Origin of the sequence: Mammaliicoccus sp. D-M19 (genome assembly GCF_022386695.1) — a bacterium.
Lineage (GTDB): Bacteria > Bacillota > Bacilli > Staphylococcales > Staphylococcaceae > Mammaliicoccus > Mammaliicoccus sciuri.
Genome location: NZ_JAJNHW010000001.1, coordinates 36,921 through 50,489, shown reverse-complemented (window position 1 = coordinate 50,489; position 13,569 = coordinate 36,921). Strand labels below are relative to the sequence as shown.

General features: G+C 29.9%; 11 protein-coding genes. 7 read left to right on the top strand and 4 right to left on the bottom strand.

Features of this window, described 5'->3' with window-relative positions; translation table 11 throughout:
• The first annotated feature begins 18 nt into the window (after positions 1 to 18).
• The 6 genes from LQ675_RS00240 to LQ675_RS00215 all read left to right on the top strand — a co-directional run bounded on the left by LQ675_RS00240 (position 19) and on the right by LQ675_RS00215 (position 6,678).
• A complete protein-coding gene (locus LQ675_RS00240) occupies positions 19 to 414 on the top strand; it encodes a helix-turn-helix domain-containing protein (RefSeq protein WP_048542627.1) in 396 nt (131 codons plus the stop codon).
• Positions 415 to 478: 64 nt separating this feature from the next.
• Positions 479 to 1,060 (top strand): CDP-diacylglycerol--glycerol-3-phosphate 3-phosphatidyltransferase, encoded by a 582-nt coding sequence (gene pgsA, locus LQ675_RS00235; RefSeq protein WP_107610278.1) that lies wholly within the window; start codon positions 479 to 481, stop codon positions 1,058 to 1,060.
• Between the two features lie 57 nt (positions 1,061 to 1,117).
• Positions 1,118 to 2,266: a CinA family nicotinamide mononucleotide deamidase-related protein gene (locus LQ675_RS00230; RefSeq protein ID WP_107610277.1), complete on the top strand. Its 1,149-nt coding sequence runs from the start codon at positions 1,118 to 1,120 to the stop codon at positions 2,264 to 2,266.
• A 210-nt stretch (positions 2,267 to 2,476) separates the two neighbouring features.
• Positions 2,477 to 3,490, top strand: a complete 1,014-nt coding sequence (recA, locus tag LQ675_RS00225; RefSeq protein ID WP_048542786.1) for a recombinase RecA — start codon at positions 2,477 to 2,479, stop codon at positions 3,488 to 3,490.
• Positions 3,491 to 3,707: 217 nt separating this feature from the next.
• A complete protein-coding gene (gene rny, locus LQ675_RS00220) occupies positions 3,708 to 5,267 on the top strand; it encodes a ribonuclease Y (protein ID WP_048542634.1) in 1,560 nt (519 codons plus the stop codon).
• 175 nt (positions 5,268 to 5,442) lie between these two features.
• Positions 5,443 to 6,678: a Fic family protein gene (locus LQ675_RS00215; protein WP_239728068.1), complete on the top strand. Its 1,236-nt coding sequence runs from the start codon at positions 5,443 to 5,445 to the stop codon at positions 6,676 to 6,678.
• A 211-nt stretch (positions 6,679 to 6,889) separates the two neighbouring features.
• On the opposite strand, the gene LQ675_RS00210 is transcribed toward LQ675_RS00215, so the two are convergent.
• Entirely contained in the window at positions 6,890 to 8,218 is a 1,329-nt protein-coding gene (locus LQ675_RS00210) for a glycosyltransferase family 2 protein (RefSeq protein ID WP_239728070.1), read from the bottom strand.
• A gap of 357 nt (positions 8,219 to 8,575) precedes the next feature.
• Here LQ675_RS00210 and LQ675_RS00205 point away from each other — a divergent pair, with 357 nt between their 5' ends.
• The gene (locus LQ675_RS00205) at positions 8,576 to 10,885 is read left to right on the top strand and encodes a CDP-glycerol glycerophosphotransferase family protein (protein ID WP_239728072.1); all 2,310 of its coding nucleotides are present in this window, start codon (positions 8,576 to 8,578) and stop codon (positions 10,883 to 10,885) included.
• 83 nt (positions 10,886 to 10,968) lie between these two features.
• Here the strand turns inward: LQ675_RS00205 and LQ675_RS00200 are convergent, their stop codons facing one another.
• The 3 genes from LQ675_RS00200 to LQ675_RS00190 are packed head-to-tail and all read right to left on the bottom strand — an operon-like array spanning position 10,969 to position 13,567.
• Positions 10,969 to 11,802: an alpha/beta fold hydrolase gene (locus LQ675_RS00200; RefSeq protein ID WP_048542644.1), complete on the bottom strand. Its 834-nt coding sequence runs from the start codon at positions 11,800 to 11,802 to the stop codon at positions 10,969 to 10,971.
• A gap of 16 nt (positions 11,803 to 11,818) precedes the next feature.
• Positions 11,819 to 12,820, bottom strand: coding sequence for an amidohydrolase family protein (locus tag LQ675_RS00195; RefSeq protein WP_239728074.1), 1,002 nt, complete (start codon positions 12,818 to 12,820; stop codon positions 11,819 to 11,821).
• Positions 12,821 to 12,865: 45 nt separating this feature from the next.
• Positions 12,866 to 13,567, bottom strand: coding sequence for an SDR family NAD(P)-dependent oxidoreductase (locus tag LQ675_RS00190; protein WP_048542647.1), 702 nt, complete (start codon positions 13,565 to 13,567; stop codon positions 12,866 to 12,868).
• Positions 13,568 to 13,569: the final 2 nt, after the last annotated feature.

Below are 13,569 nucleotides of genomic sequence, written 5' to 3'. Positions count from 1 at the left end.
TGTTTGAGGTGAATATATTTGAAATATATTGGAGAAACGTTAAGAAGTAAAAGAGAACAATTAGGGATGACTTTAGTTGAACTTGAAGAAAAAACAAAGATACAAAGACCATTTTTAATGATGATTGAAAAGAATGAATTTGAAAATCTACCAAATCCCGATTATACAAGAGGTTTCATAACGAAATATGCTTCTGCAATCAATATGAGTGCACCAGAATTAATTGATAAACATCAAAGTGAGTTGCCTAAAACAGCACCTTCTGCTAAAGAAGCTTTTAGACAGCTTACGCAAGAAAAAAGAAGTCAAACTGAAATATCAGAGAATAAAATGGTAGCTAAACTCATAACACAAATGATTACATTCTTTGGTGTATGCTTAATCGGTTGGATATTATTAATAATTATCATTTAATTATATATAGTATTGATTTATAATAGTATTATTATGCAGTTGTAAGAAAAGAAGGAGAACGAATATGAATATTCCTAATCAATTAACAGTATTACGTGTTATTTTAATACCTGTATTTGTTTTATTTTTACTTGTAGATTTTAATATGGGTGACATGCATTTCTTATTTGGACAAGAAATGAGAATAGAACAATTTATAGCTGGTATTATATTTATTTTAGCTTCTGTTACAGATTGGTTTGATGGCTATTTAGCGAGAAAATGGGAACTTGTTACAAACATGGGGAAATTTTTAGACCCTCTAGCTGATAAATTATTAGTAGCGAGTGCATTAATTGCATTAGTAGAACTTGATAAAGTATCATCAGTTATTGCTATTATCATCATTGCTAGAGAATTTGCTGTAACAGGACTAAGATTAGTTCAAATTGAACAAGGCTTTGTAAGTGCAGCTGGTCAATTAGGTAAAATTAAAACGGCTGTAACGATGGTCGCAATTGTATTTATCCTATTACAAGAACCATTCTCTACTTTATGGCAAATTAATCTTGGGCAATGGCTCATGTATATTGCTACTTTCTTTACAATTCTATCTGGTATAGAGTATTTTTATCATGGTAGAGATGTATTTAAAGGATCAAAATAATAACAACATTTAACCTACAACATTTCGTTTGTAGGTTTTTCTGTAGGAGGCAAAAATATGAAAGTTAGTATTTTAAGCGTAGGTACTGAAATTTTATTAGGACAAATTGCTAACACAAATGCACAGTTTATATCAAAAGTACTCAATGAACTCGGTGCAAGTGTTATGAGACACGTTGCTGTAGGCGATAATCCTGGAAGGTTAGAACGTACTTTTAAAGAAGAATTAGCGCATCATGACGTTGTAATTTTAACAGGTGGTTTAGGACCAACGAAAGATGATTTAACAAAACAAACTGTTGGTAAAGTATTAGGTAAATCACTAGAAACAAATAAACAAGCTATGGATCAGATTGAACAATATTTCAAAAATGAAAACCGTACGATGACGCCTAATAATAGACAACAAGCACTTGTTATTGAAGGTAGTGAAGTACTGAAGAATGACTTTGGTATGGCACCAGGCATGTATTTAGAAGTGGATGATAAAAAAGTCGTATTATTACCTGGTCCCCCGAAAGAACTTCAACCAATGGTCAATCAATATCTTGTACCATTTTTCTTAAATGAAGAACGTGTCATCTTTTCTGAGTCATTGAAATTTATGGGTATTGGTGAATCTAGCTTGGAAACAGAGCTGATTGACTTAATAGATAATCAATCCAATCCTACAATTGCACCACTTGCTGGTCAACATGAAGTATCACTCCGCATTACGGCTAATGCGAATACTAAACAACAAGCGATAGATTTAATCCAGCCTGTTAAAACAGAAATATTAAATAGAATAGGCGAATTTTATTATGGTAGCGATGATTTAACAGTTGAAGATACTGTATTTAATGAATTAGATCAACCATTTGTTATATATGATGAAATTACAGATGGTGTATTAAATGCTCGACTTAAACTATCTAAAGATAGCGAACAATATTTAAAATCATATATTTTACAAAATTCATGGACAGATGAAATGTTGAATATTAGTCAAGATGAATCAGTTGAACAAATTGCTAACAAGTTAAAATCAACATTTAACGTAGAAAGTGTTATTGTTTTAAAACAAGATCATAAAGAATCAACAGTATATATTTCACATATGCAAAAAAACGAAAAATTTATTTCGTCATTAAGTCAATCATATGCTGGAAGACGTGATAGAATAAGCAATATAGCACTTATAAAGTTTTTGAACCTATTAAGATAACTTGCGATAATTTATAAAATCGGTACTTATGTTCGCTTAATTTTAAAAATGCGTACAAAAACACGAACAAATATTCGCTTTATACTTGCATTTTAGAACAAAAGCATTTATAGTAATAATAGCTAATTAAACAAGTAAATTCATTTTATATATATAGGAGGTTATCGCGTGAACGAACGTCAAAAAGCACTCGATACAGTAATTAAGAATATGGAAAAATCCTTTGGTAAAGGGGCAGTAATGAAGCTAGGGGATAATACAAGCAGAGAAGTATCAGCAGTTTCTAGTGGTTCAATCACACTTGATAAAGCATTAGGTGTTGGTGGTTACCCTAAAGGACGTATCATTGAAATATATGGTCCAGAAAGTTCTGGTAAAACAACAGTAGCTTTACACGCTATCGCTGAAGCGCAAAGACAAGGTGGCGTAGCTGCTTTTATTGATGCTGAGCACGCACTAGATCCTGTTTATGCTAAAAACTTAGGCGTAGATATTGATAACCTATATTTATCACAACCTGACCACGGTGAACAAGGTTTAGAGATTGCAGAAGCATTTGTTCGTAGTGGTGCAGTTGATATTGTTATTGTCGACTCAGTAGCTGCATTAACACCTAAAGCTGAAATTGAAGGTGAAATGGGAGATACACACGTTGGTTTACAAGCAAGATTAATGAGTCAAGCTTTACGTAAATTATCAGGTGCTATTTCTAAATCAAATACAACAGCTATCTTTATCAACCAAATTCGTGAAAAAGTTGGCGTTATGTTCGGTAATCCTGAAGTAACACCAGGTGGACGTGCGTTGAAGTTCTATAGTTCTGTTCGTTTAGAAGTACGTCGTGCTGAACAATTGAAACAAGGTCAAGAAGTAGTTGGTAACCGAACTAAAATTAAAGTTGTTAAAAACAAAGTTGCGCCTCCATTCAGAGTAGCTGAAGTTGATATTATGTACGGTGAAGGTATTTCACGTGAAGGTGAATTAATCGACTTAGCAGTTGAATTTGATATTGTAGATAAATCAGGTGCTTGGTATTCATATAACGGAGAACGTATGGGTCAAGGTAAAGAAAACGTTAAGACTTACTTAAAAGAAAATCCAGCTATTATTGAAGAAATTGATGGAATCTTAAGAGATCAATTAGGCTTTAACGGTAAGAAGAAAGAAGAAGCTAAAAAAGAAGATAAACCTAATGAACCTGAACAAGAAACTTTACTAGACTAAATAGTATTTTGTCATTAAATTAAACATTCTATAGATTACGTTTCATTGTGTAATCTATAGAATGTTTTTTTATAAAAATAGAATTAAAAATTAAAGTCCATGTCCTTGACACTTGTACAAATTTAAACGTACAATTGAGTTGTATGATTCCATAGTTTCATTTAATCATATTTTTGTATATATAAGACGTAGAACCTAGATAGAAGGAGGTGTTTATGTGGACTTATTAACCCTCTTACTCATTTTGCTAGGAGTTATTCTAGGTGTTGTTGTAGGATACTTTTTCGCACATAATAGCTTAACGAAAAAGCAAGATCAAGCTCGTCAGTCTGCTCACTATATTATAAGTGAAGCTAACAAAGAAGCTGAGAGTCTTAAGAAAGAAAAGTTGATTGAAGCAAAAGAAGAAAATCAACAAATTAGAGATCATCTTGATAGTGAAATTAGAGAGAGAAGAAGTGACCTACAAAAGCAAGAAGCAAGATTACTTCAAAAAGAAGAAAATTTAGAGCGCAAATCTGATCTTTTAGACAAAAAAGATGAAATTCTAGAAAACAAAGAAGCTAAAATTGAAGAGCGACAACAACAGGTAGATGCAAAAGAGAGTAATGTTCAAGAAATAATAATGAAACATGAACAAGAACTAGAACGCATCTCCGGACTCACACGTGAAGAAGCTCGTAAAGAGCAATTCTCACAAGTAGAAGAAGAACTGTCACATGATATTGCTGTACTTGTAAAAGAAAAAGAAAGAGAACTAAAAACAAATGTCGATAAAAAAGCTAAAGAACTGTTGTCTATTACTGTACAAAGGTTAGCAGCAGATCATACTTCAGAATCGACTGTATCCGTTGTGAATTTACCAAATGATGAGATGAAAGGGCGTATTATCGGTCGTGAAGGTCGTAATATTCGTACTTTAGAAACATTAACAGGTGTAGATTTAATTATAGACGATACACCAGAAGCGGTTATATTATCTGGATTTGATCCAATTCGAAGAGAAATCGCTAAGACAGCCTTAACTAATTTAGTATCTGATGGACGTATACATCCAGGTAGAATTGAAGATATGGTTGAAAAAGCGAGAAGAGAAGTGGATGACCTAATGAGAGAATCAGGTGAACAAGCGACATTTGAATTAGGTATTCATAACTTACACCCAGAATTGGTTAAAATTTTAGGACGTATGAAATATCGTACAAGTTATGGCCAAAGTGTACTGAAACATTCAGTAGAAGTTGCGCAACTTTCAGGAATGTTAGCAGCTGAACTAGGTGAAGATGTTACTTTAGCAAAACGTGCAGGTTTATTACATGATATTGGTAAAGCTATTGATCACGAAGTTGAAGGTAGCCATGTTGAAATAGGGGTAGAACTTGCAAAGAAATATCATGAACATGATACAGTCATAAATGCAATACACTCACATCATGGGGATGTAGAACCAACATCAGTTATTTCTATATTGGTAGCAGCAGCAGATGCGTTAAGTGCTGCAAGACCTGGAGCTAGACGAGAAACTTTAGAAAATTATGTGAAACGTTTAGAAAGATTAGAAGAAATATCAGAAGGTTATCAAGGTGTTGAAAAAGCATTCGCAATACAAGCAGGTAGAGAAATTAGAGTAATTGTTTCTCCTGAAGATATTGACGACTTGAAAGCACATAGAATAGCTAGAGATATTAAAGATCAAATAGAAGGCGAATTACAATATCCAGGGCATATTAAGGTGACAGTTGTCCGGGAAATGAGAGCTACTGAATACGCTAAGTAGAATAGTTCTCAAATTTTAAAACCCTAACCGAAAGCGGTTAGGGTTTTTTATTGTTATCAAAATGACTTTTGTATTATAGCTATTGAACTAATTCTATGATTTTAGCTATTTTGAGTATATAATGAATATATCTAATGAACATATTGGGCATATATGTTAAATAGGAGTGAAGTTAATGAAGTATAAATCACTTAAAACGATTTTTCATATGTTTGGAACAGATGTTATGCAAGAAGAATATGATATGAGAATCAGACATTATTCAAGTTACTTATTAGATATAAACATTAGTCCCATGCAAGATGAAAAACAATTACTCGATATACAATATCCATTATTTTATTCGATAAATAAAAGTCTGTTTAAGCAGTACGAAAGAATTCTATTAAATTCATCTAAAATCAAACAATTATCTGCTAATCTCCCAAGAATAGCAACACATGCATATATTAATAAGTTATTAATTAACGAATTACAAAGTACGAACGAAACTGAAAATATTAAAAGTACTAAAAAAGAAATAGCTGAAGCATTAAATAATACAAGTAAGAAAGATAAAAGGTTTACTGGATTAGTCACTCAGTATTTAATGATGGAATTTGGAGAACTTGATCTAAATTCTATTGTGGATTTTAGAAAAATATACGATGAAATTGTATCTGATGAAATCAAAAAGGATGAATATCCGGATGGTAAAATGTTTAGAGCTAGTAGTATAGGTGTATTTGATCATTCTAAAAATAAATGTGTTCATAGAAATGAATATAGTGAATCGAAAGTAATAGAATTATTAACAAAGCTTATTGATTATATAAAAAGTCATGAATCACCTGAACTTATTAAAATTTTAGCAAGTCATTATATTTTTGAATATATACATCCATTTTATGATGGGAATGGGCGTATTGGTAGATATATAATAGCTAGAAAATTAAACGATTTATTAGACCCATATACAGCACTTTCATTTTCGTATTCTGTAAATAATAACAAGTCTAAATATTATAAAGCTTTTGTTGATACTTCGAATTATTTCAATAAAGGCGAATTAACTAATTTTATTGATGATATGTTGAGTATTTTAATAGAAGGACAAGAAAATATAATCGACAATTTTGAAGAGAATATTAATATTATCAATAAAATACAACTAGCATTACACAACAAACATTATGATAAGTATGAATATAAAATATTATATATTTTGCTACAAGATAAAGTATTTGGCAGTAAATATTCAAGAATTACTTTGAAAGAACTACAAAAAGCTTCAGGTTATTCAAGAGGAAAGATTAATAATGTTATTTCTAGCCATGAAGAAAAATTAATAAAAATTAAAAGTAAACCTGTTATATATGAAATTAGTGATCAATTTATGTATAGTTTATTATCTGAGAATATAAGTAAGTAAAAAAATCCCTTATGATTGATGTTTCAATTAGTCATAAGGGATTTTATTTATGTTGCTCTACAATATGATTACTTGTATTTAAACCAACTTCAGGGACTTGTATTGCAGGTTGGTTATCGTGTTCATATGTTCCTGGTGTTTGGTAAGCTTCTTCACTTGTTTCTATACTAACTTTCGAGTGGGGTGTTCTAATCCAAGTTTGTTGATTTGGCTATGTAAATAAACCGAATAATTGTACGATAAAATCAGTTATCATAAACCATTGTAAAGATAGTACAATTTTGATTGGATTAATATTTCTAAGTTTTGCATATACACTATACATCGGTAAAATGATGAAACTATAAATAATAAGTAATGCATTTAGCCCTGTAATATAGAACATATAATCATTCAATAAATGCAATGCGCCTAATATATTCAAAGCTGCTAAAGTTGATACCAACATGTGATGATGGGTTAATAGTATAATATTAATGATGAGCACTATAAATATTAAGAGTATATGAAATGCTTTACCCATACTCATTAAGAAAAATATTTTGTCTAAGTATTTAATATTTAAAGTCATAATAAATTTCTTAGTTAGAGGTAAAATTTGTTTGAAAGCAACGTACCAATGTCCTTTTATCCATCTATGTCTTTGTATCATACTCACTTTTGTTTCTTCTGGTTTTTCATCATAAATAGACGCATGGTCGTTCCATAATATACGTCCGCCATCATTGATAATCTCAATTTCCATTTCTAAATCTTCTGTAAGTGAATCAAATTTGAATCCGCCTTTATCAATTAGCCAATCTGTTTTCACAAAAAACCCTGTACCACCAATTGAATTAGGTAAGTTTAATTTATATTTTGCTAATTGCATAAACCGATTGTTTGTCCAAAATACAACTGAGTAGGCTAAACTCATAAATTTAGAGTAGTTTTTACTATCAAGATAAGTTTGAATAGCTGTTGGTCTACCTTTAGTAATAAATTGTGAATTGACTTCTTTTAAAATATTTTTACTAACAAAATTATCAGCATCTAAAACCATAATCATGTCATATTGACGTTTAACATTTTCAAAACCTAATTTTCTAAGTGCGTATTGAATACTTGCTGGTTTACCAACACCTTCTCGTTCAAATTCATTTTTAATAGTATCTACAACAAGTACATTTTCATTCAAAGCAATTTGTGTTGTAAGATCAGTAGAGTTATCACTAACGATGCATATATCATATAAATTTTTATCGTAATTAATTTGTTTAAGATTTCTAATCGTTTCCCGAATCACACTTTCTTCATTATGAGCTGCAACTAAAATTAAAAACTTTGTTCTATCTTGTTTAATGAGATAATCTCTTTTTATGTTTTTAAATCCAAAAAATGAAACAATCATATTATATGAATATACAATTGTGAAATAAAATGATAGAAGCATTAATCCTGTAAATATAATAACTAATAAACCTTGCCCTCTACAAAGCACTGGTATAATCACTATTAAAGCTAAAAAGCATAACCAAAATACATAATTTAATTTTTTCATAATTTGTCTCCTTAAAATAATAACTTTAGTAGTATACATTTGGAGATATGAACTGGGCAAGATAAATAAATTAATAAATTGTGGTTTATTGAATATATGCTCACATTAAAATTTTATGAATATTATAAAGTCACTTAATGATGAATAAATAAACATGTATTTATTGTTAATACAAGAGGGTGAGTTTGAAAAATGAATTTATATTCGTTGTGTCTAAAATGTGACAAATTTAAAAAGTAAACTTTTAGAAGTAGGTATTAATTCTTAAGTCATAAAGTTAAAATTGTATGTATGTTAATATAATAATTAAGTTGAAATTATAATTTGTACAAATCAAAACAATGGGGAAGATATGTAATGAATATAAAAAAGGTTTTTAATGAAGTTTGTTTAATAGAAAAAAATACAAATGATTTTTTAAAAATTAAAATGTTTGATAGCAAGGAATTTTTCTATATCACTTCAAAATATTTAGATTTGCGTGAACATGCCATTAAGAAGACTAATTTTGAAGATAATATTTTAATGATATTAGAAATCGATCAAAAGGCTTTGTATGTTCATATTAAGAATGGCATGATTTATATTTCACCTTATTTAAATGGTAACACGGAAAAAAGTTTAGATATTAGCATTGAATCATATTATGACAAATTCAAAATTCAAAAGACAAAATATGCTTATGAAGTATTAGATGAGAATAATAATAAATATGAATTAAATGAATCAATTTTTTTAAAGGGGTATTCAAAAATCGATTCATTAGAAAGAATTCGTTCTAATGAACCTTATATTTATTTAAAGATTAGATATCATCACATTGTGAGTTTATTAGAATATACGATTGCTAGAAAGGAATTTGCGATAAAAACGTCATATGTTCAGATGATAGATTTGGAAGGGCGCTCAGGTTTTAATTTGATATCTAACAACACCTTTGAACTTTCTAATTTATCAAATGAAGTCATAAAGATAAGCGAACTTATTAAAGAAAAACATTTAAAAATAAAATCAAAAACTGCTTTGCAAAATTTTAATCCTGTTATTGTTAAATTAAATAATAGACTATTTACTATTTCGTACAATAGTCCAGATTTAATAAATATAGAACAAGATCTTGTTGAACAACCGACTTTCAATGTTTCACATATTAATTCGAGTAATACAAGGCATGGAATTAAATTTAGAGGACATATAGATTATAAGTATCATTTTAATATTCTTTTTAATAACGTAGTGACAAGTGACGGACTTATCTTAGCCAAAATTCAATGGGAAGATAACGGGGATTTTGAATTTGAAGTTTCCAAATATAAACTAAAGGAATTAAAAGAAGTTCATAATAATTTATACTTTGCTTATAACGAAATCATGATACATTCGCTTATTGTAGATAAACCAGATGATTTAAAGAATACAGTATTATGTACAAAAAATCATAAAAAAACATCATATATTTCGAGAATAAGTGCAGTTGATAAAGCAGTTATTACGGCAATACCTAAATTACCTATTTATAATCAATTCAATCAATTTAAAATTCGCTTATCGAAAATGATTGCTGATTCTGTTTTGAAATTTAAAAAGAAAAATGTAAATTTGTATTTTGAAAAAGATGCCTCAAGTGCTTCTGAATCAGGATTTGTGACATTTGAAGCGATTAAAAAATTAGAGCATTTAAACTCAGTGAATAAATTTGTTATCGATAATAAATCTAGTAGTTATGAAATTTTACGAAAGAAATATAAACATGATATTTTAAAACGTTTCTCATTCAAACATTATTATTATGTGTTTATGGCTGATCATTTTATTTCAAGTGAACTTAGCAATCATGTTATAGCAACCAAAACTTTTGATAATTTACTTTCTAATAAAATAAAAAAGACACCATTGTACTTTTTACAACATGGTATTATGTTTGCCAAACCTGTAGAAAATCCACAAGGTAGGAGTTTTTATAAAGAAAATCAAAATAATAATTTAGTAAAGAGTGTTATTAGTTCTGAACTAGAAGCTTTAGAATTTTATAAAATGGGATATGATAAAGAGGATCTTATGAAAACAGGATTGCCTAAATTAGATCATGCATATCTTAATAAAAATGCAAACAAAATAGCATTTATGCCAACTTGGAGATATTGGGAAGAAATGTATGTTGTAAATAATGAGGTAGAAAAAACTTCATACTATCAGTCAATTATTGAAGTAATCGATGCATTTGAAAAAGCAGGTTTACTCGATAGATTATTGATCGTACCTCATAATAAATTTGCCCAGTACTTTAAAGAAAACTTTAAAAAGTACGCTCATATTATTGATACTAATCCAACAGAAGCATTAAAAAATTCTATTATTTTTATTACTGATTATTCGTCGATTATATATGATGCTATTTATAGAGGTGCATATCCAATATTTTATTGGAAAGAAAAAGATTACTTAATCAAAAATTATAAAGCAACGCCACCCCTAAATGAATCAAATGCACCAGGACCAATTGCATACAATGAAGAGGAATTAATTGACGTTATAAACAAAGCAATTGATGGAAATTATATTCTAAATGAAGAACATAATCATAAGTATGAAGAAATTAACGAATTTAAAGATAATCAAAATACTAAAAGAGTTATTGAAAAGTTGATTGAAGATAAAGTTTTATAAAATTAAACATTGGTTATTAAAAACATCGCATGCCATTCGTTAATGAGTGACATGCGATGTTTTGTGATATTATATATTAATTTTTATAACCACATTTTTGTTAAAGTGTCTGCAAATCCTTCTGGTTTTTGAACATAACCTAAGTGTCCACCAGGTATGTCGACGATTTTTATACCTGTTTGTTCTTCTATATAGAAGTTTACGTCTTGTGGGAATGAACCTACTGAATCTGTACCGTTTAATAATGTGATAATATCTTTATGTTTTGATAAATCTTCTAATGTAATATCAGAATGTGTATATTGTCTGATTTCATAATTTGCCCAGAAAATCATACGTTCGTATTGTGCTTTTTGTGCTTCGTCGTCTTCTGAAACTGGTTTAGACATGTCTTTAGCATCAATTGCTGAGATGTTTAATGTTTCTCCAAATGTTTGCATGCCTTTTTGTAATCCTTCAGATGCAATTTGTTCTACGATTTGATCATTTTTTTCTTTCCAATATTGACTATCTGGAAGGAAAGTATTGATTGGTGGTTCATGGAATGCAATTTGTTTAACAACTTCTGGATAATCTTTTAATACGTGCATTGTAACGATTGAACCTGAACTTGAACCTAAAATATATACTGGCTCATCACTTAAATGTTTCGCAAGTTCTGCGACGTCTTGTGCGTCTCGTTTAACACGATAGTCATCGTCTGGATTTTGTGCACGTTCTGGAAGTGACTCTGTTAATTCACTTTGTCCATAATCTCTTCTATCAACAGCTACAACTGTAAATAAATCTTTTAATTGTTCAGCTAAAGGTAAGAATATATCGCCAGTACCATTAGCACCTGGGACAAGTATTAAGACAGGTCCTTCTCCAACTTTATAGTAATTTAAATTTGCGCCTTGTAATTTTAATTTATTCATTATATTTCCTCCATTTTTAAAGTTTTAATAATTTTTGTGCATTTTTAAAACTAATTTTTTCTTTTTCTTCAGTTGTTAAATCTAATTCATCTAAGAATGTACCTAATTCTTCAGGTTGTATATAAGGATAATCTGCAGAATATAATATATGATCAACACCAACAGCATTTTTAACCATTTCAAATTGAGGTTTAGTTAACATACCACTTGGTGTAATAAAGAAATTATTTTTGAAGTAGTGACTTGGTTTATGTTTTAAGTTTGGTGCATAAATTGTTTCATCCATTCTTTCATAGAAGAATGGTGTCAATTCTCCCCAGTGTCCGATAATCATTTTTAAGTTTGGATATTTGTCCATAATACCACTTAAAATAATACGCATTGCATGGACACCGACATCAACATGCCAACCATAACCAAAACAAGCAAATGATCCAGCAGTAGCGTCTGAATATTGATCACTTTGATAATAAGCTTGATATGCTTCGTCACTTATTGGTGCTGGATGTAAATAAATAGGTACATCTAAAGCTTCTGCAGTTTCAAAGATAGTATGGAATTCAGGACTATCTAAGAACTTACCATTTGGACGACCAAAGATGAGCGCACCTTTAAAGTTGAGTTCATTCACACATCTTTTAAATTCTTCAGTAGCTGCTTGTGGCTCGTTAATAGGTAATGTAGCAAATCCTAGAAAACGATCAGGATATTGATCAATATATTTTTTTAAAGTGTCATTTGTATAACGACATAATTCGATTGCTTTATCACCAGAAAGTAGGGAAGGTGAACCATTACCATAAGACAACACTTGCATTTGAACATTTTGTTCATCCATAAATTTAATGCGTTGTTCATGTTGATTAATTTCATCTTCATTCGTAAAGCCAGTTTGGTGTTCAAGTGCTTCTAACATTGCTTTTAATGGCACACCGTTTTCTGATGGTTGAATAATTTGACTCATTTGTTCTTGAACTTCTTTTAATACAAAATGTTCTTCGAAATTAATACTTTTCATTGTTAGAACTCCTTTTAAAATTGATTGAAATATAATTTGTTTATCTTACCAAGGCATTGTTCCATTAGAATCTATAAATGTACCTGTAGGACCGTTTTGATCAATTGTTGCAAGTTCAATGATTGCTTTAGCGCCTTCAGAAACAGGTTTTGATTGGTTACTTGCATCTCCAACTAAATCTGTATTTGTTGAACCTGGGTCTGCTGCATTTATTTGAATATGTGGTAATCCTTTTGCATATTGTACCGTTAACATTGTGACAGCAGATTTTGAGGAGCAATAAGCGAGTGAGTTAACTTTGGATTCCATCGTTTCTTCATTTGTAACCATTCCAAATGAACCTAAACCACTGCTAACATTCACAATGACAGGTTGCTCAGATTTCTCTAATAATGGAATGAACTGATTTGTCACACGTACAATACCAAATACATTTGTTTGATAAACATTTTCCATATCTTCAGGTTTAATATCTCTAACTTTAGTAAAACCACCAGAGATACCTGCATTATTAATGAGAATATCTAAATGTCCTTCTTGATTAAGAATTGTTTCTGCAGCAGGTTTAACTGATTGATCGTCTGTTACATCTAATTGAACGTAATCAACGCCAATATCCTCTGCTGCTTTTTTACCACGTGATTCAGCGCGAGAACCTATATATACTTTATAACCTTGATCTTTCAATACACGCGCTGTTTCAAATCCTAACCCTTTGTTTCCACCTGTAATAAGTACATTTCTCATTG

Coding starts and splice junctions, on each gene's coding strand:
- LQ675_RS00205 (WP_239728072.1), top strand. CDS start 8,576: ATGAATATAAAAAAGGTTTTTAATGAAGTTTGTTTAATAGAAAAAAAT.
- LQ675_RS00215 (WP_239728068.1), top strand. CDS start 5,443: ATGAAGTATAAATCACTTAAAACGATTTTTCATATGTTTGGAACAGAT.
- LQ675_RS00200 (WP_048542644.1), bottom strand. CDS start 11,802: ATGAATAAATTAAAATTACAAGGCGCAAATTTAAATTACTATAAAGTT.
- LQ675_RS00190 (WP_048542647.1), bottom strand. CDS start 13,567: ATGAGAAATGTACTTATTACAGGTGGAAACAAAGGGTTAGGATTTGAA.
- pgsA (WP_107610278.1), top strand. CDS start 479: ATGAATATTCCTAATCAATTAACAGTATTACGTGTTATTTTAATACCT.
- LQ675_RS00230 (WP_107610277.1), top strand. CDS start 1,118: ATGAAAGTTAGTATTTTAAGCGTAGGTACTGAAATTTTATTAGGACAA.
- LQ675_RS00195 (WP_239728074.1), bottom strand. CDS start 12,820: ATGAAAAGTATTAATTTCGAAGAACATTTTGTATTAAAAGAAGTTCAA.
- recA (WP_048542786.1), top strand. CDS start 2,477: ATGGAAAAATCCTTTGGTAAAGGGGCAGTAATGAAGCTAGGGGATAAT.
- LQ675_RS00210 (WP_239728070.1), bottom strand. CDS start 8,218: ATGAAAAAATTAAATTATGTATTTTGGTTATGCTTTTTAGCTTTAATA.